This window comes from Streptococcus mitis (assembly GCF_001281025.1).
GTDB lineage: Bacteria > Bacillota > Bacilli > Lactobacillales > Streptococcaceae > Streptococcus > Streptococcus mitis_AK.
In genome coordinates, this window is the sequence record NZ_CP012646.1 from 1,244,044 (window position 1) to 1,269,659 (window position 25,616).

Here is a 25,616-nt window from a genome sequence, read left to right on the forward strand (position 1 = left end):
TATGAATCGCTATGCAGTACAGTTGATTAGTCGCGGAGCTGTTAACAAGATAGGGAATATGCTCTATGATTATGGAAATAGTGTCTGGTTGGCTTCCATGGGGGCCATAGGCCAGACTGTTTTAGGAATGTATCAGATTTCTGAACTCGTCACATCTATTCTCGTAAATCCCTTTGGCGGAGTCATTTCAGACCGTTTTTCTCGTCGTAAGATTTTAATGGCGGCAGACCTTGTTTGTGGGATTCTTTGTCTGGCTATTTCTTTTATAAGGAATGACAGCTGGATGATTGGAGCTTTGATTTTTGCCAATATTGTTCAGGCTATTGCTTTTGCCTTTTCTAGACCAGCAAATAAGGCCATTATCACCGAATTGGTAGAGAAGGATGAACTGGTCCTCTACAATTCTCGTTTGGAGTTGGTCTTGCAGGTTGTCAGCGTGAGTTCTCCTGTACTTTCTTTTCTTGTTTTACAATTCTCAAGTCTCCATCTGACGCTCTTACTAGATGCTTTGACTTTTTTTATAGCATTTGTTCTAGTGGCCTTACTTCCAAAAGAAGAACCAATGGTTCAAGATAAGAAACTTTTTACTGGTAAAGATATTTTTGCAGATATCAAAGATGGCTTGCACTATATCTGGCATCAAAAAGAGATTTTCTTTCTCCTGTTAGTGGCTTCCAGCGTTAATTTCTTTTTTGCGGCTTTTGAGTTTTTGCTTCCTTTTTCAAATAAACTATATGGAGTAGAAGGAGCTTATGCGACTATCTTAACCATGGGTGCGATTGGCTCAATTATAGGAGCACTGATAGCAAATAAATTTAAATCAAGTATGAATACACTTTTGTTCTTATTGATTTTAACAGGAGTAGGAGTTTTCATGATGGGTTTGCCACTGCCCAATATTTTAACCTTTTCTGGAAACCTGATTTGTGAACTCTTTATGACGATTTTTAATATTCACTTCTTTACACAGGTACAGACCAAGATTGATGGAGAATATCTGGGTAGGGTATTGAGTACCATTTTTACACTGGCAATTCTCTTTATGCCGATTGCGAAAGGTTTGATGACCTTTCTTCCAAGTGTCCATCTTTATTCTTTCTTGATTATTGGACTTGGAGTTGTAGCCTTATCTTTCTTAGCTCTCGGATATGTTCGAACTCATTTTGAAAAAGAGACATAAGTTTGCTTGGACTTCAAAAATAATTCCAATCTAAGTGTTTTTTTCGCCCTTCTCGTTTGTGAGAAGGGCTTAATTTATGGTAAAATAGTTTTATGAATAAAAGAATGAATGAGTTGGTCGCCTTGCTCAATCGCTATGCGACTGAGTACTATACCAGCGATAATCCCTCGGTTTCAGACAGTGAGTATGATCGCCTTTACCGAGAGTTGGTCGAGTTAGAAACTGCCTATCCAGATCAAGTGCTAGCAGACAGTCCTACCCATCGTGTTGGTGGCAAGGTTTTAGATGGTTTTGAAAAATACAGTCATCAGTATCCTCTTTATAGTTTGCAGGATGCTTTTTCACGTGAGGAGCTTGAAGCTTTTGATGCGCGTGTTCGTAAGGAAGTGGCTCATCCGACCTATATTTGTGAGCTGAAAATCGATGGTTTGTCTATCTCGCTGACTTATGAAAAGGGGATTTTAGTTGTTGGTGCAACACGTGGAGACGGTTCTGTTGGGGAGAATATAACAGAAAATCTTAAGCGTGTTAAGGACATTCCTTTGACCTTGCCAGAAGAACTAGATATCACAGTTCGTGGGGAATGTTACATGCCACGCGCTTCTTTTGACCAGGTTAACCAAGCTCGCCAAGAAAATGGAGAGCCTGAATTTGCCAATCCTCGTAATGCGGCAGCAGGCACCCTGCGACAGTTGGATACAGCAGTAGTTGCCAAGCGCAATCTTGCGACTTTCCTCTATCAAGAAGCCAGCCCTTCAACTCGTGATAGTCAAGAAAAGGTTTTGAAGCACCTTGAACAACTAGGTTTTGTGGTCAATCCAAAGCGAATCTTGGCTGAAAATATAGATGAAATCTGGGATTTTATTCAAAAAGTAGGACAGGAACGGGAAAACCTGCCTTATGATATCGATGGAGTGGTAATCAAGGTAAACGACCTAGCAAGTCAAGAAGAACTTGGTTTTACCGTTAAGGCTCCAAAGTGGGCAGTGGCCTACAAGTTCCCAGCTGAAGAAAAAGAAGCTAAACTCTTATCAGTTGATTGGACAGTAGGTCGTACTGGAGTTGTCACGCCAACTGCAAATCTCACACCAGTACAACTAGCTGGTACGACTGTTAGCCGTGCGACCCTGCACAATGTGGATTATATTGCTGAAAAAGATATCCGCAAAGACGATACGGTTATCGTTTATAAGGCTGGTGACATCATCCCTGCTGTTTTGCGTGTGGTAGAGTCTAAACGTCTTTCTGAAGAAAAACTAGATATTCCATCACATTGCCCAAGTTGTGACAGTCACTTGCTTCATTTTGAAGATGAGGTGGCTCTCCGTTGTATCAATCCACGTTGCCCTGCCCAAATTATGGAAGGTTTGATTCACTTTGCTTCTCGAGATACTATGAATATTACAGGACTTGGTCCATCTATTGTTGAGAAGCTTTTCGCTGCTAATTTAGTCAAGGATGTGGCGGATATTTACCGTTTGAAAGAAGAAGATTTCCTCCTTTTAGAGGGGGTTAAGGAAAAGTCTGCTGCTAAACTGTATCAGGCCATCCAAGCATCTAAGGAAAATTCTGCTGAAAAGCTCTTGTTTGGTTTGGGCATTCGTCATGTCGGAAGCAAGGCCAGTCAGCTGTTACTTCAACATTTCCACTCGATTGAAAATCTGGCTCAGGCAGATTCAGATGAAGTGGCTAGTATTGAAAGTCTGGGTAGTGTGATTGCCAAGAGTCTTCAGACATATTTTGCGACAGAAGGCTCTGAAATTCTCCTCAAAGAATTGAAAGAAGCTGGGGTCAATCTGGACTATAAAGGACAGACGGTAGTGGCAGATGCGGCCTTGTCAGGTTTGACCGTTGTATTGACTGGAAAATTGGAACGGCTCAAGCGCTCAGAAGCTAAAAATAAACTCGAAAGTTTGGGTGCTAAAGTGACTGGCAGTGTTTCTAAAAAGACCGACCTCGTCGTGGCAGGTGCAGATGCTGGAAGTAAACTTCAAAAAGCACAAGAACTTGGTATTGAAGTTCGAGATGAAGCTTGGCTCGAAAGTTTGTAAAGAATAGTAGAAGGCTAGATGTTAGATAGTCTGAAACTGTCTATCCTGAAGTGTTTTGACATGAATTGAGTCTATCTTGAGTCAGAAATTAAATTGCTGAATCTATCAGCACCACATAAAAAATTAAATTAAAATTAGAAATTAGGAAAAGAAATGTTAAATTACCCTGTAGTCATCCATTTTCATCGAAAAAACGGGGATTATGCAGCCTGTTCATTTAGTAGAAAACAGGCGGACAATGTTGAAAAATTGTATTATGAAAATAACTTTTTTGGAGCAAAGTTCTCCTTCACAGTTACAAGTCAAGAAAAGTTAGAAAACCTGAAGTTTTCTGTCGAGATTGATGGGACAGTTAAGGAATATTCCGTGCGTTATAACTACTATCCGCTTCTGACAGAAGTTTGGATTTTAGAGGGCGACGAGACTGTTTATTATTCTGAAAACCCAGCCATTGCTAGTCCTTACTACAAAGATCAAAATCCATTTGCTTTTGATAGAGCAATACATAGCGCTAGTTTTGATCACCACTGGGGCTACCAAGGAGAACTAGGTTACAGTCTTTCAGATTATCAGACTAGCTTTAAACTTTGGGCTCCTACGGCTACTGCTGTACAGGTGGTTGTCTACGAAAATACCAGCAACGACGCTCCGATTTGGAAAACCTTTAATCTAGAGCGTGGTAATAGCTATTCATACAGTCATAAGTACAATACCATTGGTGTTTGGAGTCTAGACTTAGATGAAAATCTTGCTGGCAAGGCTTATCAGTATCAGATTGACTTTCCTCACCACCAGACTGTGACGAGAGATCCTTACACGATTGCCACAAGTCCTGACGGCAAACGTTCCGTAATTCTTTCTCATCAAGACAGACAAGTAGAAGGATTTGTGGTCAAACATGGAACAGAAGCGCCTTGGCGTTTGGAAAATCCATGTAAAGCAGTTATCTGTGAAATGCATATCCGAGATTTAACCAAATCTCCGACCTCTGGAGTTGCAGAGCATCTCCGTGGAACCTTCCTTGGTGCTGCCCAGACTGGAACTGTAAACCAATTCGGACAAGCAACCGCCTTTGACTATATCAAAGAACTTGGCTGCAACTATGTTCAACTCCAGCCTATCTTTGATCGCCATAAGGAATACGATGAGGATGGAAATGTAACCTATAACTGGGGTTATGACCCTCAAAACTACAATGCACCAGAACCAAGTTTTTCTAGTAATCCAGATGATCCAGGGCAGGTCATTCGTGATTTGAAGACCATGGTTCAAGCCTATCACGATGCGGGGATTGGTGTCATTATGGACGTGGTTTATAATCACACCTTTTCAACGGTTGATGCACCTTTCCAAACAACTGTCCCTGATTACTACTATCGTATGAATCCAGACGGTACCTTCCAGAATGGAACAGGTGTTGGAAATGAAACAGCCAGTGAACACGAAATGTTCCGCAAGTACATGATTGATTCTCTTCTATACTGGGTACAGGAATACAATATTGACGGCTTCCGTTTTGACTTGATGGGTATTCATGATGTCAAAACCATGCAAGCGATTCGTTGGGCGCTAGATGAGGTTGATCCCCGTATTATCACTTATGGAGAAGGCTGGGATATGGGAACAGGTCTTGCAACTTATGATAAGGCCAAGAAGGATAATGCCTACCAAATGCCAAATATCGGATTCTTCAATGATAATCAGCGTGATGCGGTCAAAGGAGGAGAAGTTTATGGTGCAATCAAGTCAGGATTTGTAAGTGGTGCAGCCACTGAACCAATCATTGCCAAGGCCATTCTTGGTAGCCGAGAATTGGGTTCTTATCTCAGTCCAAACCAGGTTCTCAACTATGTTGAAGCCCATGACAATTACAATCTTCATGATTTGTTGGCGACTCTTCATCCTGATCAAAGTTCAGACCAGATTATGTGCAAGGTTGAGACGGCGACAGTAATGAACCTTCTCATGCAAGGAATGTCCTTTATGGAAATTGGCCAAGAATTTGGTCGAACCAAATTAATTCCGACGGGTGAACATGGACAACTCACTTCGGCAGACCGAGAACGTGCTATGAATAGTTACAACGCTCCTGACAGTGTTAACCAAATAAACTGGGATTTAATCAATGAAAGACAAGAAAGCATTGACTTTGTCCGTCAAATTATTCGACTGAAAACACAGACTAGCGCCTTTTCTTATCCTACATACGAAGAAGTTTACCGTCATGTCTTTGTTCACACAGCTGCAGAAAATAGCGGATGGATTGTTTACGAGATTCACGGGGGGCCAGAACATCTATTGGTAGTATTCAATGCCAAGGGAACTTCCTTATACTTTGAAAATGCAGGAAATCTAGAAATGCTTGTGACCAATAGTCGTTCGAAACAAGAAAATGTCATTGATGATACTAGTGTCGCAGTGCTAAAAGTACTCTCTTAAATGCATAAACTAAAAAGGGTTAGATTGTCTAATCCTTTTTATCATTTATAAGTTTTCAATGAAGATTAGAATCAAGTTTCAAATAGTTTGAAAAACCAAGCTTGTGAAAATAATCTCAAAAAAATTGCAAAAAGGGTTGTAATTTTCTGAAAATTTGGTAAAATATATCTTAATCATTTTCAGGAGGACGAGAATTTGACAAGATATCAGAATTTAGTAAATGGAAAATGGAAATCAGCTGAAAAAGAAATTACGATTTATTCACCAATAAACCAAGAAGAATTAGGGACTGTTCCAGCTATGACTCAGGCAGAAGTAGATGAGGCTATGAAAGCTGCGCGTGCAGCCCTGCCAGCTTGGCGAGCTTTATCAGCAGTTGAACGTGCGGCTTATTTGCACAAAACAGCAGCTATTTTAGAACGTGATAAGGAAGAAATTGGTACTATACTTGCCAAAGAAGTGGCAAAGGGAATTAAAGCAGCTATTGGAGAAGTGGTGCGTACCGCAGACTTGATTCGCTATGCTGCTGAGGAAGGTCTCCGTATCACTGGACAAGCAATGGAAGGTGGCGGTTTTGAAGCAGCAAGTAAAAATAAATTGGCCGTTGTTCGTCGCGAGCCAGTTGGTGTCGTGCTGGCTATCGCTCCCTTTAATTATCCAGTTAATTTATCTGCTTCTAAAATTGCACCTGCCTTGATTGCAGGGAATGTAGTCATGTTTAAGCCACCAACACAAGGTTCTATTTCTGGGCTCTTGTTGGCTAAAGCGTTTGAAGAAGCAGGGATTCCGGCTGGTGTTTTCAATACCATTACGGGTCGTGGTTCAGAAATTGGGGATTATATCATTGAACACAAAGAAGTCAACTTCATCAACTTTACAGGTTCAACTCCTATCGGAGAACGTATTGGTCGTTTAGCTGGTATGCGTCCAATCATGTTGGAGCTTGGTGGGAAAGATGCAGCCTTAGTACTAGAAGATGCAGATTTGGAACATGCTGCCAAGCAAATTGTTGCGGGTGCCTTTAGCTATTCAGGTCAACGTTGCACAGCCATTAAACGTGTTATTGTTATCGAAAGTGTAGCAGATACACTAGCTGCTTTGCTTCAAGCAGAGGTTACTAAATTAACAGTTGGCGATCCATTCGACAATGCTGATATCACACCAGTTATCGACAATGCTTCAGCAGACTTTATTTGGGGCTTGATTGATGATGCACAAGAAAAAGGTGCTCAGGCTCTTACACCAATCAAACGCGAAGGCAATCTTCTATGGCCAGTGCTTTTTGACCAAGTTACAAAAGATATGAAAGTGGCATGGGAAGAGCCATTTGGTCCTGTTTTACCAATTATCCGTGTGGCTAGTGTAGAGGAAGCCATTGCCTTTGCCAACGAATCTGAATTCGGCCTTCAATCCTCAGTCTTTACAAATGATTTCAAAAAAGCATTTGAAATTGCTGAAAAACTTGAAGTGGGTACAGTTCATATAAATAATAAAACCCAGCGTGGTCCAGATAATTTCCCATTCCTTGGTGTCAAAGGTTCTGGCGCTGGAGTGCAAGGAATTAAATATAGTATTGAAGCGATGACAAATGTCAAATCCATTGTTTTTGATGTGAAATGAAATGTAAAATCAGGAGATTCGTTTCCTGATTTATTTTTTTACTTAAAATTATATTTTTGTTAGCTAAATAACGAACTTTATGATAGTATTATAAAAAAACAATTCGTTTTCAAAGCGTTTCTGAAAATTTCTTGATTTACAAGTGAACACATCAGTGAATTTGTTGAAGACTTTCAAAAGATTTTTTTGCAAATTCCGTAATTTACTTGAATCTTCCCTAAAAAGGTAGTATAATAAATCTATAGAAAACGCTTACAGAAATAGGAGGGTGTATGGATAAGAATAATGCTTTAAAAACCTTTATGACAGGTGAAAATTTTCACCTCCAGCACTATCTGGGAGCTCATAGGGAAGAAAAAAATGGAGAGTATGGCTATACTTTTCGCGTGTGGGCGCCTAATGCTCAGGCTGTTCACTTGGTAGGGGATTTCACCAATTGGGTTGAAAATCAAATTTTGATGGAACGGAATGAATTTGGAGTCTGGGAAGTCTTTACCAGTCTTGCTCAAGAAGGCCAAATTTATAAGTACCATATCACGCGTGCAAATGGTCATCAGCTGATGAAGATTGACCCTTTGGCTGTTCGATATGAGGCACGACCTGGTACTGGGGCTATTTTAACAGATATTCCAGAAAAGAAATGGAAGGATGGTCTCTGGCTAGCTCGTAGAAAACGCTTGAGCTTTGAAGAGCGTCCTGTTAATATTTACGAGGCTCATGCTGGCTCTTGGAAGAGAAATCCTGATGGCAGCCCCTATAGTTTTGCTCAATTGAAAGATGAACTCATTCCTTACTTGGTTGAGATGAATTATACTCACATTGAGTTTATGCCCCTGATGTCTCACCCTCTCGGTTTGAGTTGGGGCTATCAGCTTATGGGTTACTTTGCTCTAGAGCATGCCTATGGTCGTCCTGAAGAGTTTCAAGATTTTGTTGAGGAATGTCACTTAAACAATATTGGGGTTATTGTGGACTGGGTACCTGGTCATTTCACCATTAATGATGATGCCTTAGCTTATTATGACGGGACACCGACTTTTGAGTACCAAGACCATAATAAGGCTCATAACTATGGTTGGGGCGCTCTCAATTTTGACCTTGGAAAAAATGAAGTCCAGTCCTTCTTGATTTCTAGTATTAAGTTTTGGATTGACTTTTACCATCTAGATGGTATTCGTGTGGATGCTGTCAGCAATATACTCTATTTAGACTACGATGATGCTCCATGGACACCTAATAAAGATGGTGGGAATCTCAACTATGAGGGATATTATTTCCTTCAACGCTTGAATGATGTGATTAAACTAGTTCATCCAGATGTGATGATGATTGCAGAAGAAAGTTCATCAGCTACTCAGATTACTGACACTAAGGATTCAGATGGTCTAGGATTTGACTACAAGTGGAATATGGGCTGGATGAATGATATCCTCCGATTCTACGAAGAAGATCCGATTTACCGTAAATATGACTTTAATCTGGTGACTTTCAGCTTTATGTATGTCTTCAAGGAAAACTATCTCCTACCATTCTCGCACGATGAAGTGGTTCATGGCAAGAAGAGTATGATGCACAAGATGTGGGGAGATCGCTACAATCAATTTGCAGGCTTGCGCAATCTCTACACTTACCAAATTTGTCACCCAGGCAAAAAATTGCTTTTCATGGGTAGTGAATATGGGCAATTCCTAGAATGGAAATCTGAAGAACAGTTGGAATGGTCAAACCTAGAAGATCCAATGAATGCTAAGATGAAGTATTTCACTTCTCAGCTAAACCAGTTTTACAAAGACCACCGCTGTCTGTGGGAAATTGATACTAGCTATGATGGCATTGAAATCATTGATGCGGATAATCGAGACCAGAGTGTTCTTTCCTTCATCCGTAAGGGTAAGAAGGATGATATGTTAGTCTGTATCTTTAATATGGCACCTGTTGAACGAAAAGATTTTACAATCGGATTGCCTGTCGCAGGGATTTATGAAGAAGTCTGGAATACTGAGTTAGAAGAGTGGGGAGGCGTGTGGAAAGAACATAATCAAACTGTTCAAACGCAAGAAGGACTATGGAAAGATTATGAGCACACTTTAACATTTACCCTACCGGCTATGGGAGCAAGTGTTTGGAAAATCAAACGTCGATTGAAACCTACTAAAACCGTCACAAGTAAAAACCAAAAAGGAGTAGAAAATGAAGAATGAAATGTTAGCTTTGATTCTTGCTGGTGGGCAAGGAACTCGTCTCGGTAAACTCACTCAAAGCATCGCAAAACCAGCTGTGCAATTTGGTGGGCGCTACCGTATCATTGACTTTGCTCTTTCAAACTGTGCCAACTCAGGCATCAACAATGTTGGAGTCATTACCCAGTACCAACCACTTGCTCTCAACAACCATATTGGTAATGGTTCAAGCTGGGGACTAGACGGTATCAATTCTGGTGTCTCTATTCTTCAACCTTATTCTGCAAGTGAAGGAAATCGTTGGTTTGAGGGGACTAGCCACGCTATTTACCAAAATATTGATTATATCGACAGTGTCAATCCTGAGTATGTCTTGATTCTCTCTGGGGACCATATCTACAAAATGGACTATGATGATATGCTTCAGTCTCACAAAGATAATAATGCCAGCTTGACAGTAGCGGTTTTAGACGTCCCTCTTAAAGAAGCTAGTCGTTTTGGTATTATGAACACAGATGCCAATAACCGCATTGTTGAATTTGAAGAAAAACCAGCTCAACCTAAATCTACAAAAGCTTCTATGGGAATTTACATTTTTGATTGGCAACGTCTGCGCAATATGCTTGTTACTGCTGAAAAGAGCAATGTCGATATGTCAGACTTCGGTAAGAATGTCATTCCAAATTACCTTGAGTCAGGTGAAAGTGTCTATGCATATGAGTTTAATGGCTACTGGAAAGATGTTGGTACTATTGAGTCACTTTGGGAAGCTAACATGGAATATATTTCACCAGAAAATGCCTTGGATAGCCGTAACCGTCAATGGAAGATTTACTCAAGAAACTTAATTTCACCACCAAACTTCCTTGGGGCAAATGCTCATGTGGAAGATTCCTTGGTTGTCGATGGCTGTTTCGTAGATGGAACTGTTAAACATTCTATCCTCTCAACAGGTGCGCAAGTTCGCGAAGGGGCAGAAGTAGTAGATTCAGTTATCATGAGTGGTGCAATTGTTGGTCAGGGAGCTAAAATCAAACGTGCCATTATTGGTGAAGGTGCAGTTATTTCTGATGGTGTCGAAATTGATGGAACAGAAGAAGTACAAGTTGTAGGATATGATGAAGTAGTGGGGGTAGCAACAGATGAAGATTGATAAATATTCTGCCATTTTAGGAAACACAGTTGGTTTTCATGATATGTCAACACTGACAGATCACCGTCCAGTAGCTAGTTTGCCATTTGGTGGTAAATATCGTTTGATTGACTTCCCGCTTTCAAGTCTTGCTAATGCTGGGGTCCGTAGTATTTTTGGTATTTTCCAACAAGACAATATCAGTTCAGTCTTTGACCATATCCGTTCTGGGCGTGAGTGGGGCTTATCAACTCTTCTTAGCCACTACTATCTTGGTATTTACAATACCCGTGTGGAAAGTAGTACCGTTGGAAAAGAATACTACCAGCAGCTTCTTACTTATTTGAAACGTTCTGGCTCAAACCAAACAGTGTCACTTAACTGTGATGTTTTGATTAATATTGATCTGAACCAAGTTTTCCATCTACATAGTACAACAAAAGGGCCTATCACTGTAGTTTATAAAAAACTAGCTAAGAAAGACATTTCAGAAGTAAACGCAATTTTGGAAGTGGATGAAACAGACCATGTTCGTTCTCATAAACTCTTTGATAGCAAGTCAACAGATGAAGTTTACAATATGTCCACAGATATCTTTGTCGTCGATACACCTTGGTTGATTGAACGCTTAGAAGAAGAAGCTAAGAAAGAACATCCAGAGAAGTTGCGCTATGTATTACGGGATTTAGCTGCTAAAGAAGGGGCTTTTGCCTACGAGTACACAGGTTATCTAGCAAATATTCATTCTGTAGAGTCTTATTACCAAGCTAATAAAGATATGCTTGAATCTCAAAAATTCTACTCTCTCTTTACTCCAAACCAAAAAATTTATACAAAGGTTAAGAATGAAGAACCGACCTACTATGCTAACACATCGAAGGTAAGCACGTCTCAGTTTGCTTCTGGTAGTATCATTGAGGGGGAAGTGGCTAATTCTGTTCTATCACGTAATATTCATGTCCATAAGGATAGCTTAGTTAAAGATAGCATCTTATTCCCTCGTGTTGTTATTAGAGAAGGAGCTCAGGTAGAATATGCTATCTTGGATAAGGGTGTTGAAGTTGCGGACGGAGTTGTGATCCGTGGAACTGCAGAACATCCAGTCGTCGTTAAGAAAGGTAGCAAAGTAACAGAGGATATTCATTCATGAAAATTTTATTTGTAGCAGCTGAGGGTGCGCCCTTTTCAAAAACAGGTGGTTTGGGAGACGTCATTGGCGCTCTTCCTAAATCACTGGTAAAAGCGGGACATGAAGTTGCAGTAATTTTACCCTACTATGACATGGTAGAGGCTAAATTTGGAAATCAGATTGAAGATGTTCTTCAATTTGAGGTGAGTGTTGGTTGGCGCAGACAGTACTGTGGGATTAAAAAAACCGTCTTAAACGGTGTGACCTTCTACTTTATTGACAACCAATATTATTTCTTCCGTGGTCATGTTTACGGTGATTTTGACGATGGGGAACGTTTCGCTTTCTTCCAACTGGCTGCCATTGAGGCTATGGAAAGGATTGACTTTATTCCTGACCTTCTCCATGTTCATGATTACCATACAGCCATGATTCCTTTCTTGTTGAAGGAAAAATACCGTTGGATTCAAGCCTATCAAGGAATTAAAACTGTTTTAACCATTCATAATTTGGAATTCCAAGGACAATTTTCAGAAGGAATGTTATGGGATTTGTTTGGAGTTGGCTTTGAGCGTTATGCTGATGGTACCCTTCGCTGGAACAACTGTCTGAACTGGATGAAAGCTGGTATTCTTTATGCAGATCGTGTCTCAACCGTTTCACCTAGCTATGCCCATGAAATTATGACCAGTCAGTTCGGATGTAACTTGGATCAGATTCTTCGAATGGAGTCTGGCAAGGTATCTGGTATCGTGAACGGGATTGATGCTGACCTGTATAATCCTCAGACGGATGCTCTTTTAGATTATCATTTCAATCAGGAAGATTTGTCTGGAAAAGCCCAAAATAAGGCAAAATTGCAAGAGAGAGTTGGCTTGCCAGTTAGAGCTGACGTTCCACTGGTGGGAATTGTTTCTCGTTTGACACGCCAAAAAGGTTTTGATGTGGTGGTGGAAAGTCTGCATCATATCTTGCAAAATGATGTTCAGATTGTTCTTTTGGGAACTGGTGATCCAGCCTTTGAAGGAGCTTTCTCATGGTTTGCTCAGATTTATCCTGACAAGTTATCAGCAAATATTACTTTTGATGTCAAACTTGCTCAAGAAATCTACGCTGCTTGTGACCTCTTCCTCATGCCGAGTCGTTTCGAACCGTGTGGCTTGTCTCAGATGATGGCTATGTGTTACGGAACCTTGCCATTAGTCCATGAAGTTGGTGGCTTGCGAGATACCGTTCGCGCTTTCAATCCAATTGAAGGAAGCGGTACTGGCTTTAGCTTTGACAATCTATCTCCTTATTGGTTAAATTGGACTTTCCAAACTGCATTGGACTTGTACAGAAACCATCCTGACGTTTGGAGAAACTTACAAAAACAAGCTATGGAGTGTGATTTCTCATGGGATACAGCCTGCAGGTCATACCTTGACTTGTACCATAGTTTAGTTAATTAATAGATAAAATCGTATGATGACTTCATACGATTTTTAGGCTGTTTAGAGAGGAGAACTGATGTCCCAAGTAAAAGGCTTGTGTGTCATGGATGTTGACGGCACCTTAATCCTAGAAGAAGTGATTGATTTGTTGGGAAGAGAGGCAGGTCGTGAGGCGGAAATTGCGCAGCTTACAAGTCAGGCAATGCGAGGAGAGTTGAATTTTGAAACGAGTTTACGAGACAGAGTTTCCTTGTTGGAAGGCCTTCCTATTTCGGTCTTTGATAAAGTCTTCAAGTCTATTCATCTATCGCCAAATGCACAGAAATTTATCTATATTCTCCAAAAGAATGGCATCCAAGTTGGTCTGGTGTCCGGTGGTTTTACTCCAATAGTTGATAGATTAGCAAAATCCCTCGGCATTTCCTATTTCTCTGCCAACAAACTTGAAGTCAAAGATGGTCTTTTAACTGGAAAATTGATGGGAGAAATTATCAGTCCCCAGGTAAAAAAAGAGACTCTGGAAAAATGGAGAGAGAAACTAAAACTTCCTCAAGAAAGAACGATTGCAATCGGTGACGGGGCCAATGATTTATTGATGTTGAAGTCGGCGGGGCTTGGAATCGCCTTTTGTGGCAAAGAAGTGCTCAAAAAAGAAATACCGAATCATGTTGACAAGAGGGATTTTTTAGAAGTTCTTCCTTTGATTGACTGTTTAGAATGAGGGAAAATATGAAGATTGTAATTGCACCAGATTCGTTTAAGGAAAGCTTGACCGCTGAAGAGGTAGCTGAAGCAATAAAAAGAGGCTTCCAACAATCGATAGCAGATGTAGAATGTCTCCTCTGCCCTGTTGGTGATGGGGGAGAAGGTACTGTTGATGCTATTCGACATTCTCTTGACCTAGAAGAAAAATGGATCCAAGTGACAGGCCCTTTTGGACAAAAAGAAGCCATGCGCTATTTTCAAAAAGGGGGACTGGCACTATTTGAAGTGGCTGATTTGGTTGGCCTTGAAAAAATTCCGCTAGAGAAACGAGATCCACTGAAAATCCAAACTTGTGGTATTGGAGAATTGATTCGCAACCTCATTAGTCAAGAGATTAAAGAAATCTATATTGGCGTTGGTGGTACGGCTAGTAATGATGGAGGACTGGGGATTGCTGCTGGTTTAAGTTATCGTTTTTATGATAGGGATGGAAATGTCTTGCCTGCATGCGGTCAATCCTTACTAAAATTAGCTTCAGTTTCAACAGAAAATCGCTATGAAATTCCTGAAGATGTGCAAATTCGTATTTTAGCAGATGTCGTGTGTCCCTTATGTGGTCCTCAAGGTGCGACCTACACGTTTGGCAAGCAAAAAGGCCTAGATCCTACTATGTTTGATGCCGTAGATCAAGCAATCCAAGATTTTTATGAAAAAAACTCACCTGCAATATTGGAAATAAAAGGAGCAGGAGCTGGTGGAGGCATTGCTGGCGGTTTGTGTGCCTTTGCTCAGGCAAATATCGTGTCGGGAATTGATACCTGCTTGAACCTAATCAACTTTGATAAGAAAGTTTCAGATGCTGATTTGGTTGTTGTAGGAGAAGGGAGGCTAGATCTTCAAAGCTTATCAGGTAAAGCGCCTATTGGTGTTGCAAAAAGAACCCCTGTCGAAGTTCCTGTCATTGCTATTTGTGGTAGTCTTGCTGAAGATTTACCTTCCCTACCATTTGAGAATATCCAAGCGGTTTTTTCAATTTTGGAGAAAAGTGAACCTCTAGAAGATAGTTTGAAAAATGCCAGTCTCTATTTGGAGCACACGGCTGCCAATATAGGGCATTTATTAACTATGCGCAAGATTTAGCCAAACCATTTCTTCCAGATGGATGTTTTGGCTGGTTCTTCCTTTTTAACTTCCCAAAGTTTTGCAAAAGCAAGTCGAAGGTTCTTTTCTTCTACTTGTACTGGTGCATTGCTATGGATAATCAGGCCAAAAGGAGAAGAAGTATGCTCTTCAGATACAATGGTAGCTTGACTATCAGTTTCTTTAGCTTCTTTTAAGTAGAAAACTTGCTTGTCAAATTCGATAGTTGGTGAGATTTTCACAAATAGTGGCTCTGCTTTTTCCTGTAGGTTTTCTAAAATAGATAAAAAGCCTTTTTCTAGCTGAGGACTATTTGCTGTGTCAATATCTGCATATCCAAGAACTCTTTCCTCAAAAGTGCCAAGATAGCGTCTTTGCTCATCTGGATTTAATTTTGGCCCACCATGAGCTTTTTCAAGTAATTGTTTTGATAAATCTGTCATGAAAACAGTATATCATAAAAGTTAGAATAAAACAGATAAAAGAAAGCGATTACTTTATAAAGTTAAGGAAAATTTGCACAAAGATAACGTTTTTTCTTGAAAAAGGAGGGCTTTTAAGGTATTATAGAGGTGTAAAAAATTTAACTCATAAGGAGAGTAAAAAATGTCAATTATTACTGATGTTTACGCTCGCGAAGTCCTAGACTCACGCGGTAACCCAACACTTGAAGTAGAAGTTTACACTGAATCAGGTGCTTTCGGACGTGGTATGGTTCCATCAGGAGCTTCTACTGGTGAACACGAAGCAGTTGAACTTCGCGACGGTGACAAATCTCGTTACGGTGGTCTTGGTACACAAAAAGCTGTTGACAATGTAAACAACATCATTGCTGAAGCTATCATCGGCTACGATGTACGTGACCAACAAGCTATCGACCGTGCTATGATCGCACTTGACGGTACTCCTAACAAAGGTAAATTGGGTGCAAACGCAATCCTTGGTGTGTCTATCGCTGTAGCTCGTGCTGCTGCTGATTACCTTGAAATCCCACTTTACAGCTACCTTGGTGGATTCAACACTAAAGTTCTTCCAACTCCAATGATGAACATCATCAACGGTGGTTCTCACTCTGACGCTCCAATCGCTTTCCAAGAGTTCATGATCTTGCCAGTTGGTGCGCCAACATTCAAAGAAGCTCTTCGTTACGGTGCTGAAATCTTCCACGCTCTTAAGAAAATCCTTAAATCACGTGGTTTGGAAACTGCCGTAGGTGACGAAGGTGGATTCGCTCCTCGTTTCGAAGGAACTGAAGACGGTGTTGAAACTATCCTTGCTGCGATCGAAGCTGCTGGATATGTTCCAGGTAAAGACGTATTTATCGGATTTGACTGTGCTTCATCAGAATTCTACGATAAAGAACGTAAAGTTTACGACTACACTAAATTTGAAGGTGAAGGCGCTGCTGTTCGTACATCTGCAGAACAAATCGACTACCTTGAAGAATTGGTTAACAAATACCCAATCATCACTATCGAAGATGGTATGGATGAAAACGACTGGGATGGATGGAAAGCTCTTACTGAACGTCTTGGTAAGAAAGTACAACTTGTTGGTGACGACTTCTTCGTAACAAACACTGACTACCTTGCACGTGGTATCCAAGAAGGTGCTGCTAACTCAATCCTTATCAAAGTTAACCAAATCGGTACACTTACTGAAACTTTTGAAGCTATCGAAATGGCTAAAGAAGCTGGTTACACTGCCGTTGTATCACACCGTTCAGGTGAAACTGAAGATTCAACAATCGCTGACATCGCAGTTGCAACTAACGCAGGACAAATCAAGACTGGTTCACTTTCACGTACAGACCGTATCGCTAAATACAACCAATTGCTTCGCATTGAAGACCAACTTGGTGAAGTAGCTGAATACCGTGGATTGAAATCATTCTACAACCTTAAAAAATAAAATAGTCCAGTGAACTATTTTATCCCGAACCATGAAATTCAAAAGTTCGGCCGTTGATTTAACAACGTTTCTAGCCCCTCGGATTTTATCCGAAGGGCTATTTTTATGTTCAGTGAACAAAAAGGTGGCAAATTTTTTAAGAAACTTAGTTACCAATGAATACGATTCTGCTAATATAATTGAAAATGATGGAAAAAAGGGTGGATTTATGATATACTTTAATGTAGGACCTTTTTAGAAATTTTGAAAGAGCATAAAAAATTTAGAATGAGAAAAATTGTTATCAATGGTGGATTGCCCTTGCAAGGTGAAATCACTATTAGCGGTGCTAAAAATAGCGTTGTGGCCTTAATTCCAGCTATTATTTTGGCTGATGATGTGGTGACTTTGGATTGTGTTCCAGATATTTCCGATGTTGCTAGTCTTGTCGAAATCATGGAGTTAATGGGTGCTACCGTTAAGCGTTATGACGATGTGTTAGAGATTGATCCACGAGGTGTTCAAAATATTCCAATGCCTTATGGGAAAATCAATAGTCTTCGTGCATCTTATTATTTTTATGGAAGTCTTTTAGGTCGCTTTGGTGAAGCTACAGTTGGTTTACCTGGAGGATGCGATTTGGGACCACGTCCTATTGACTTACACCTTAAGGCTTTTGAAGCAATGGGAGCTACTGTTAGCTACGAGGGAGATAACATGAAGTTATCTGCTAAATATGTGGGACTTCATGGTGCAAGTATTTACATGGATACGGTTAGTGTCGGTGCGACGATTAATACGATGATTGCTGCGGTTAAAGCAAATGGGCGTACTATTATTGAAAATGCAGCCCGTGAGCCTGAGATTATTGATGTTGCAACTCTCTTGAATAATATGGGTGCCCATATCCGTGGGGCAGGAACTAATATTATCATTATTGATGGTGTTGAAAGATTACACGGAACCCGTCATCAGGTGATTCCAGACCGTATTGAAGCGGGAACATACATTTCCTTAGCTGCTGCAGTTGGTAAGGGAATTCGTATTAATAATGTTCTTTATGAACACTTAGAAGGGTTCATCGCTAAGTTGGAAGAAATGGGAGTGAGAATGACTGTATCTGAAGACAGTATTTTTGTCGAAGAACAGTCTAATTTGAAAGCAATCAATATTAAGACAGCTCCTTATCCTGGTTTTGCTACTGACTTGCAACAACCAATTACTCCTCTCTTGTTAACAGCAGAGGGGCGTGGTACCATTATTGATACCATTTATGAAAAACGAGTAAACCATGTTTTTGAACTAGCAAAGATGGATGCAGATATTACGACTACAAACAACTACATTTTATATACCGGTGGACGTAGTTTACGTGGTGCAAATGTAAAAGCAACTGACCTTAGAGCTGGGGCCGCACTTGTCATTGCTGGTTTAATGGCTGAAGGCAAAACTGAAATTACAAACATTGAGTTCATTTTACGTGGATATTCAGATATTATTGAAAAATTACGTAATCTAGGAGCGGATATTACACTTGTTGAAGAATAAACCGTAGAGGTGTTTATGAATATTTGGACCAAATTAGCAATGTTTTCTTTTTTTGAAACGGATCGCTTGTATTTGCGTCCTTTCTTTTTTAGTGATAGTCAGGACTTCCACGAGATAGCTTCAAATCCAGAAAATCTTCAATTTATTTTCCCAACTCAGGCAAGTCTGGAAGAAAGTCAATATGCATTAGCGAATTACTTTATGAAGTCCCCTTTGGGAGTGTGGGCAATTTGTGACCAGAAAAATCAACAAATGATTGGTTCTATTAAATTTGAGAAGTTAGATGAAATCAAAAAAGAAGCTGAGCTTGGCTATTTTTTGAGAAAAGATGCTTGGTCGCAAGGATTTATGACAGAGGTTGTTAGAAAAATTTGTCAGCTTTCTTTTGAGGAATTAGGCTTAAAACAATTATCCATTATTACCCACCTTGAAAATGAAGCTAGCCAAAGAGTTGCTCTTAAGTCTGGATTCCGTTTGATTCGTCAGTTTAAGGGAAGTGATCGCTACACAAGAAAAATGCGGGATTATCTTGAATTTCGGTATGTAAAAGGAGAATTCAATGAGTAAGCATCAGGAAATTCTAAGCTATTTGGAGGAATTACCTGTCGGTAAAAGGGTCAGTGTTCGTAGCATTTCCAATCATCTGGGAGTCAGTGATGGAACGGCTTATCGGGCTATTAAAGAAGCTGAAAATCGTGGAATTGTAGAGACTCGCCCAAGAAGTGGTACTATCCGTGTTAAATCTCAGAAAGTTGCTATAGAGAGATTAACTTTTGCTGAAATTGCTGAAGTGACTTCTTCTGAGGTTCTGTCTGGTCAAGAAGGTTTAGATAGAGAATTTAGTAAGTTCTCTATCGGTGCCATGACTGAACAAAATATCCTGTCCTACCTTCATGATGGGGGACTCTTGATTGTCGGAGACCGTACCCGTATCCAACTGTTAGCACTTGAAAATGAAAATGCTGTTCTTGTGACAGGAGGATTTCATGTTCATGATGATGTACTTAAACTGGCCAATCAAAAAGGAATTCCAGTTTTAAGAAGCAAGCATGACACTTTCACTGTCGCGACCATGATCAATAAAGCCTTGTCAAATGTCCAAATCAAGACTGATATTCTGACAGTTGAGAAACTTTACCGTCCGAGTCATGAGTATGGTTTTCTGAGAGAGACCGACACTGTTAAAGATTATTTGGACTTGGTGCGTAAGAATCGTAGCAGCCGTTTCCCTGTTATCAATCAACATCAGGTTGTTGTTGGGGTTGTTACTATGAGAGATGCGGGAGATAAGTCACCAAGTACCACAATTGATAAAGTCATGTCTCGTAGTCTATTTTTGGTTGGATTATCGACAAATATTGCCAATGTGAGTCAACGGATGATTGCTGAAGACTTTGAAATGGTACCGGTTGTTCGAAATAATCAAACCTTGCTTGGGGTTGTAACCAGACGAGATGTCATGGAGAAGATGAGTCGTTCCCAAGTTTCTGCTCTACCTACTTTTTCTGAGCAGATTGGTCAAAAACTTTCTTATCACCATGATGAAGTAGTGATTACAGTGGAACCCTTTATGCTAGAGAAGAACGGTGTTTTGGCTAATGGTGTATTGGCAGAAATTCTGACCCACATGACTCAAGATTTAGTTGTGAATAGTGGTCGCAATCTTATTATTGAGCAGATGCTAATCTACTTTTTGCAGGCTGTTCAGATAGATGATATATTGCGCATTCAAGCACGCATTATCCATCATACGAGACGGTCAGCTATTATTGATTACGATATTTATCATGGTCATCAGATTGTTTCAAAAGCAAATGTAACCGTTAAAATTAATTAGAAACTAGGAGAAAAAATGATAACATTAAAATCAGCTCGTGAAATCGAAGCTATGGATAAGGCAGGTGATTTTCTAGCAAGTATTCATATCGGCTTGCGTGATTTGATTAAGCCTGGCGTAGATATGTGGGAAGTTGAAGAGTATGTTCGCCGTCGTTGTAAGGAAGAAAATTTCCTTCCGCTTCAGATTGGAGTTGACGGTGCCATGATGGACTATCCTTATGCTACTTGTTGCTCTCTTAATGATGAAGTGGCTCATGCTTTCCCTCGTCACTATATCTTGAAAGATGGTGATTTGCTCAAAGTTGATATGGTTTTGGGAGGCCCAATTGCTAAATCCGACCTGAATGTCTCAAAATTAAACTTCAACAATGTGGAACAAATGAAAAAATACACTCAGAGCTATTCTGGTGGTCTTGCAGACTCATGTTGGGCTTATGCTGTTGGTACACCGTCCGAAGAAGTGAAAAACTTGATGGATGTAACTAAAGAAGCTATGTACAAGGGGATTGAGCAAGCTGTTGTTGGAAACCGTATCGGTGATATTGGAGCAGCGATTCAAGAATACGCTGAAAGTCGTGGTTACGGTGTAGTGCGTGATTTGGTTGGTCATGGTGTTGGCCCAACCATGCACGAAGAACCAATGGTTCCAAACTATGGTATTGCTGGTCGTGGGCTTCGTCTCCGTGAAGGAATGGTCTTGACTATTGAACCGATGATCAATACAGGTGACTGGGAAATCGATACAGATATGAAGACCGGTTGGGCGCATAAAACCATTGACGGTGGACTGTCATGCCAATATGAACACCAATTTGTCATTACGAAAGATGGACCTGTTATCTTGACTAGTCAAGGTGAAGAAGGAACTTATTAATAAAAAGTGAAAAGGCTGCTGGAAGTTGATTTTGAAAATAATCCAGTAGATCTTTTCATATTAAATAAACGCATTGTATCAAGTTTTTAAGTGCCTGATATAATGCGTTTTTCTGGCTTTAAAATTCTTACCTCAATATCTTGTACATTATTATCATTTCAAAAAATGAATTTTCTACAATGTTACACTTCAGGTAAAAAATATGTTTCAGATTTTCTGTTACAGAAATAGATATCATTATGAAATAATTATTTTATAATTACTACTATTTCTATAAAAACCACAAAGATATTGGCAAACTATCTGATAAAGAATTATTTCGTGTTGCCAACAAGGCTGCGATGAAGGATTTATTGCCTATCGTGGTTATGAGGTTTAATGAATCTTTAAAGATTGCTTTAGAGCCTTATCATTCAGAATTGTTTTTACATATTTTGAACTCTACTGAACGTGAAAGAAAGTAAAACCGAGAGGGTGTAGAGGAATTATATCTTCTTGATTTTAGTAGTCAATTCGATACTCTCACGACAGAAGATTTAAAGGATTACTTTGATGGAGAAATTATCATTGTTTCACGTTATTATTGTAGATTCTAAAAGAAATCAATTCAGTACATTACCTCTTTTTATTCTTTTTCAAAGGTAAATCCTTCTCCAAGGATTTCGTGGGCTTCTGTAATGGTTATAAAGGCTTGAGGATCGATTCGATGAATCATTTCCTTCATTTTCACAATCTCATTTCTTCCGACAATACAGTAAATGATTTTTAAATCTTCTCGACTATAATAACCTTGACCTGAGATGAAAGTAACACCTCTTCCTAGGTCATCATTAATCGCCTTAGCAAGTTGGTCAGGACGTTTTGTGATAATCATAAATCCTTTGCCGGCATATCCTCCTTCACCAATCAAATCAATGACACGAGAAACGATAAAATCAAATAATAGCGTGTAAGAAACCAATCTCAAGTCCTTGAAGATTAGGAGAATGAGCATGAGAATACAAAAATCTAAGATAAAGAGCAGTTTTCCCATGGATATATGAGTGTATTTATTGAGAATACGAGCTAGAATATCAGTACCACCAGTTGTACCTCCAGCATTAAAGATAATTCCAAGACCAATTCCCAATAGAATTCCAGCTATAAGGGCAGTGATTAGTAAATCACCTTGCAGATCAATATGAAGGGGAATACGCTCAAAAACAGCCAACCAGGCGGACAAAGCTAAGGTTCCTAGTAAACTAGAATAGAGAGATTTTGCTCCAAAAATCTTCCAAGCTAGGAGGAAAAGGGGAATATTAATCAGCAGGTTCATGAGAGAAACAGGGATTTTAAAAAGATAAAAGGTGATGAGGGTAATACCCGTCGCCCCTCCTTCAAAGAGATGATGGGGAACTACAAAATAAGTTAGCCCAAAAGCATAAATAGCAGCACCTAGTAAGATGGTTAAAATGGGATAAATTTTTTTAATCATAGGGACCTCTTTTCTTATAAGTAGATTATATCAAATTTTTAAGAAAAATTTGATTGACTCCATTAGGATTTTTAATCTTTTTTTGATATAATTAAAAGTAAGAAAACCAATCTGAATCCTAAAATAGAAAGATTGATACTATGACAAAAATTAAAATTGTAACCGATTCATCTGTTACTATTGAACCTGAACTAGTAAAACAATTAGATATCACTGTTGTTCCGTTATCTGTAATGATTGATAATGTTGTTTATTCTGATGCGGATTTGAAAGAAGAAGGTAAATTTCTTCAGTTGATGCAAGAAAGTAAGAATCTTCCGAAAACAAGTCAGCCACCTGTAGGTGTCTTTGCTGAAGTTTTTGAAGAACTATGCAAGGATGGTAGCCAGATTCTTGCTATTCATATGTCTCATGCCCTTTCTGGTACTGTAGAAGCGGCACGTCAAGGTGCTAGCTTATCTACTGCCGATGTGACAGTTATTGATAGTTCCTTCACTGACCAAGCCCTGAAATTCCAAGTTGTTGAGGCTGCGAAGTTAGCACAAGAAGGCAAAGATATGGAGGAAATTTTAACTCGCATAGAAGAGGTAAAAAACCACACAGAACTCTATATTGGTGTTTCTACTTTGGAAAATCTTGTCAAAGGTGGACGAATTGGCCGTGTAACTGGATTGTTGAGCTCCCTTCTCAATATACGTGTTGTCATGCAGATGAAAGACCATGAATTGCAGCCAATCGTTAAAGGTCGTGGAGCTAAAACTTTTAAAAAATGGTTAGATGAGTTGATAACGTCGCTCTCTGAACGTTCTGTAGCAGAGATTGGAATTTCATATTCTGGCAGTGCTGATTGGGCCAAAGAGATGAAAGAAAGCTTACAAGCTTATGTTGAAAAGCCAATTTCAGTTTTGGAAACGGGCTCTATTATTCAAACTCACACGGGTGAGAACGCTTGGGCTATTTTAGTACGTTACTACTCTTAAAAAAATAAATAAAATGGGAAGAAATAGCGTTTTTAACTTGACCTAAAAGGGATTTTAGGATATGATTATAATTGTTAATTAGAAATTAAATTGGAGGAATCATTAACATGGCAAACAAACAAGATTTGATCGCTAAAGTAGCAGAAGCTACAGAATTGACTAAGAAAGACTCAGCAGCAGCAGTTGAAGCTGTATTCTCAGCAGTAGCTGACTACCTTGCAGCTGGTGAAAAAGTTCAATTGATCGGTTTTGGTAACTTTGAAGTTCGTGAGCGTGCTGCACGTAAAGGTCGCAACCCACAAACTGGTAAAGAAATCACAATTGCTGCTTCTAAAGTACCAGCATTCAAAGCTGGTAAAGCTCTTAAAGACGCTGTTAAATAATCAGCCTTTAAAAAGCCTATTGTATCAAGCTTTCTAGCTTGGTCAGTAGGCTTTTTTGTGTATAGAGGGCAAAAAAGGGGCCAGAATCTGAATGAACTAGTACCGGAACAAATATTTCAAATATTGGCTAATTCAAATTGCGTAGCAGAAATCATACAAATGAAATTGATTATAGTAAAATAGGATATGAATTATTAAGAAAGTTGGTTCTTTATTGGAAACGATAGTATTTTCAATCTCTGTTTTTCTAGCGGGTGTTTTATCCTTTTTTTCTCCTTGTATTTTTCCTCTTCTACCAGTCTATGCTGGAATTTTATTGGATGATCAGGAAAGTGCAAAAAGCTTCTCTCTGTTTGGAAGGAAAGTCGCTTGGTCAGGTTTGATTCGAACGCTTTGCTTTATTGCAGGTATCTCTCTCATTTTCTTTATCTTAGGATTTGGTGCTGGTTACCTTGGTAATATTCTCTATGCCAATTGGTTTCGCTATACCATGGGAACGATTATCATCATTTTAGGCCTTCACCAGATGGAAATTTTTCATTTTAAGAAATTAGAGGTTCAAAAAAGCTTTACTTTTAAGAAATCAGAAGCCAATCGTTATTGGTCAGCCTTTTTACTCGGTATTACTTTTAGCTTTGGTTGGACGCCTTGTATTGGTCCAGTTTTAAGTTCTGTTTTAGCGCTTGCCGCTTCTGGAGGTAATGGTGCTTGGCAAGGTGCAATCTATACCTTGATTTACACTCTGGGGATGGCAATTCCTTTCTTGGTTTTGGCACTAGCTTCAGGCGTAGTTATGCCATATTTTAGTAAAATTAAACGTCATATGATGCTACTGAAGAAAATTGGTGGTTTCCTTATTATTTTAATGGGAATTTTATTACTATTAGGACAAGTAAATGTTCTAGCTGGAATTTTTGAATAAAGGAGAAAAAGATGAAAAAAGTAATGTTTGCTGGCTTAAGCCTCTTGTCATTAGTTGTATTGATAGCTTGTGGTGAGGAAGAGACTAAAAAGACTAAAGCACCAGAACAATCCCCAAAACAACAGCAACAAACGACTGTACAACAAATTGCTGTTGGGAAAGAGGCGCCAGATTTTACCTTGCAATCAATGGATGGCAAAGAAGTAAAGTTATCTGATTATAAGGGTAAAAAGGTTTATTTGAAGTTTTGGGCTTCATGGTGTGGTCCATGTAAAAAAAGTATGCCTGAGTTGATGGAATTAGCGGCGAAACCAGATCGTGATTTTGAAATTCTTACTGTTATTGCACCAGGAATTCAAGGTGAAAAAACTGTTGAGCAATTCCCACAATGGTTCCAAGATCAAGGTTATAAGGATATCCCAGTTCTTTATGACACCAAAGCAACCACCTTCCAAGCTTATCAAATTAGAAGCATTCCTACAGAATATCTAATTGATAGTCAAGGTAAGATTGGAAAGATACAATTGGGTGCTATCAGTAATGCGGATGCAGAAGCAGCCTTTAAAGAAATGAACTAGAATAGATAAAAATCTGATTACAAGAGAGTAGTCAGATTTTTTTAGAAAAACATTTTATAAATATTCACAAATACCCTATATTTATGGTAAAATAGAATCATCATTTTATTTTGGAGTCA

At 39.4% G+C, this 25,616-nt stretch carries 21 protein-coding genes and 1 pseudogene; 20 read left to right on the forward strand and 2 right to left on the reverse strand.

Annotation, left to right across the window (positions count from 1 at the left end):
• Position 1: 1 nt before the first annotated feature.
• The 10 genes from RN80_RS06095 to RN80_RS06140 all read left to right on the forward strand — a co-directional run bounded on the left by RN80_RS06095 (position 2) and on the right by RN80_RS06140 (position 15,009).
• Positions 2 to 1,180, forward strand: a complete 1,179-nt coding sequence (locus RN80_RS06095; RefSeq protein WP_060628237.1) for an MFS transporter — start codon at positions 2 to 4, stop codon at positions 1,178 to 1,180.
• A gap of 92 nt (positions 1,181 to 1,272) precedes the next feature.
• A complete protein-coding gene (gene ligA, locus RN80_RS06100; RefSeq protein ID WP_060628239.1) occupies positions 1,273 to 3,231 on the forward strand; it encodes an NAD-dependent DNA ligase LigA in 1,959 nt (652 codons plus the stop codon).
• A gap of 153 nt (positions 3,232 to 3,384) precedes the next feature.
• Positions 3,385 to 5,670: a type I pullulanase gene (gene pulA / locus RN80_RS06105; RefSeq protein ID WP_060628240.1), complete on the forward strand. Its 2,286-nt coding sequence runs from the start codon at positions 3,385 to 3,387 to the stop codon at positions 5,668 to 5,670.
• A 195-nt stretch (positions 5,671 to 5,865) separates the two neighbouring features.
• Positions 5,866 to 7,290, forward strand: a complete 1,425-nt coding sequence (locus tag RN80_RS06110; protein WP_000199367.1) for an NADP-dependent glyceraldehyde-3-phosphate dehydrogenase — start codon at positions 5,866 to 5,868, stop codon at positions 7,288 to 7,290.
• A gap of 272 nt (positions 7,291 to 7,562) precedes the next feature.
• A complete protein-coding gene (gene glgB / locus RN80_RS06115; protein WP_060628242.1) occupies positions 7,563 to 9,491 on the forward strand; it encodes a 1,4-alpha-glucan branching protein GlgB in 1,929 nt (642 codons plus the stop codon).
• Positions 9,481 to 10,623 (forward strand): glucose-1-phosphate adenylyltransferase, encoded by a 1,143-nt coding sequence (locus tag RN80_RS06120; protein ID WP_049491443.1) that lies wholly within the window; start codon positions 9,481 to 9,483, stop codon positions 10,621 to 10,623. The genes glgB and RN80_RS06120 overlap by 11 nt, the downstream gene beginning before the upstream one ends.
• Positions 10,613 to 11,752 carry a glucose-1-phosphate adenylyltransferase subunit GlgD gene (gene glgD, locus RN80_RS06125; RefSeq protein ID WP_060628245.1) on the forward strand — a complete coding sequence of 380 codons (1,140 nt, stop codon included), beginning with the start codon at positions 10,613 to 10,615 and terminating at the stop codon, positions 11,750 to 11,752. The genes RN80_RS06120 and glgD overlap by 11 nt, the downstream gene beginning before the upstream one ends.
• Entirely contained in the window at positions 11,749 to 13,182 is a 1,434-nt protein-coding gene (glgA, locus tag RN80_RS06130) for a glycogen synthase GlgA (RefSeq protein WP_060628247.1), read from the forward strand. The genes glgD and glgA overlap by 4 nt, the downstream gene beginning before the upstream one ends.
• Positions 13,183 to 13,240: 58 nt before the next feature.
• Entirely contained in the window at positions 13,241 to 13,885 is a 645-nt protein-coding gene (serB, locus tag RN80_RS06135; protein WP_060628249.1) for a phosphoserine phosphatase SerB, read from the forward strand.
• Between the two features lie 8 nt (positions 13,886 to 13,893).
• Complete coding sequence (locus RN80_RS06140; RefSeq protein ID WP_060628250.1) at positions 13,894 to 15,009, forward strand: glycerate kinase; 1,116 nt, start codon at positions 13,894 to 13,896, stop codon at positions 15,007 to 15,009.
• Here the strand turns inward: RN80_RS06140 and RN80_RS06145 are convergent.
• Complete coding sequence (locus RN80_RS06145; RefSeq protein WP_060628252.1) at positions 15,006 to 15,452, reverse strand: DUF1694 domain-containing protein; 447 nt, start codon at positions 15,450 to 15,452, stop codon at positions 15,006 to 15,008. The two genes, RN80_RS06140 and RN80_RS06145, sit on opposite strands and share 4 nt — an antisense overlap.
• Before the next feature lie 163 nt (positions 15,453 to 15,615).
• On the opposite strand from RN80_RS06145, the gene eno reads away from it, so the two are divergent.
• The 6 genes and pseudogenes from eno to RN80_RS09740 all read left to right on the forward strand — a co-directional run.
• Entirely contained in the window at positions 15,616 to 16,920 is a 1,305-nt protein-coding gene (gene eno / locus RN80_RS06150) for a surface-displayed alpha-enolase (protein ID WP_000022813.1), read from the forward strand.
• Positions 16,921 to 17,187: 267 nt separating this feature from the next.
• A complete protein-coding gene (locus RN80_RS06155; protein WP_060628257.1) occupies positions 17,188 to 18,447 on the forward strand; it encodes a UDP-N-acetylglucosamine 1-carboxyvinyltransferase in 1,260 nt (419 codons plus the stop codon).
• 15 nt (positions 18,448 to 18,462) lie between these two features.
• On the forward strand, positions 18,463 to 19,014 hold the full coding sequence (locus RN80_RS06160; protein WP_060628259.1) for a GNAT family N-acetyltransferase: 552 nt from the start codon (positions 18,463 to 18,465) through the stop codon (positions 19,012 to 19,014).
• Positions 19,007 to 20,284 carry a CBS-HotDog domain-containing transcription factor SpxR gene (gene spxR, locus RN80_RS06165; RefSeq protein ID WP_004254268.1) on the forward strand — a complete coding sequence of 426 codons (1,278 nt, stop codon included), beginning with the start codon at positions 19,007 to 19,009 and terminating at the stop codon, positions 20,282 to 20,284. The genes RN80_RS06160 and spxR overlap by 8 nt, the downstream gene beginning before the upstream one ends.
• A gap of 15 nt (positions 20,285 to 20,299) precedes the next feature.
• Complete coding sequence (locus tag RN80_RS06170) at positions 20,300 to 21,160, forward strand: methionyl aminopeptidase (RefSeq protein WP_000631543.1); 861 nt, start codon at positions 20,300 to 20,302, stop codon at positions 21,158 to 21,160.
• Between the two features lie 290 nt (positions 21,161 to 21,450).
• Positions 21,451 to 21,732, forward strand: a pseudogene (locus RN80_RS09740) (nucleotidyl transferase family protein); the annotation flags it as partial.
• 53 nt (positions 21,733 to 21,785) lie between these two features.
• Here RN80_RS09740 and RN80_RS06175 read toward each other — a convergent pair.
• Positions 21,786 to 22,634, reverse strand: coding sequence for a YitT family protein (locus RN80_RS06175; RefSeq protein ID WP_060628261.1), 849 nt, complete (start codon positions 22,632 to 22,634; stop codon positions 21,786 to 21,788).
• A 140-nt stretch (positions 22,635 to 22,774) separates the two neighbouring features.
• On the opposite strand from RN80_RS06175, the gene RN80_RS06180 reads away from it, so the two are divergent.
• The 4 genes from RN80_RS06180 (at position 22,775) to sdbB (ending at position 25,497) form a co-directional block, all read left to right on the forward strand.
• Positions 22,775 to 23,614 carry a DegV family protein gene (locus RN80_RS06180; RefSeq protein WP_060628263.1) on the forward strand — a complete coding sequence of 280 codons (840 nt, stop codon included), beginning with the start codon at positions 22,775 to 22,777 and terminating at the stop codon, positions 23,612 to 23,614.
• Between the two features lie 107 nt (positions 23,615 to 23,721).
• Entirely contained in the window at positions 23,722 to 23,997 is a 276-nt protein-coding gene (locus tag RN80_RS06185; protein ID WP_001284642.1) for an HU family DNA-binding protein, read from the forward strand.
• A gap of 214 nt (positions 23,998 to 24,211) precedes the next feature.
• On the forward strand, positions 24,212 to 24,919 hold the full coding sequence (ccdA2, locus tag RN80_RS06190; protein WP_060628265.1) for a thiol-disulfide oxidoreductase-associated membrane protein CcdA2: 708 nt from the start codon (positions 24,212 to 24,214) through the stop codon (positions 24,917 to 24,919).
• 11 nt (positions 24,920 to 24,930) lie between these two features.
• Positions 24,931 to 25,497: a thiol-disulfide oxidoreductase-associated lipoprotein SdbB gene (gene sdbB, locus RN80_RS06195; RefSeq protein WP_060628266.1), complete on the forward strand. Its 567-nt coding sequence runs from the start codon at positions 24,931 to 24,933 to the stop codon at positions 25,495 to 25,497.
• Positions 25,498 to 25,616 lie beyond the last annotated feature (119 nt).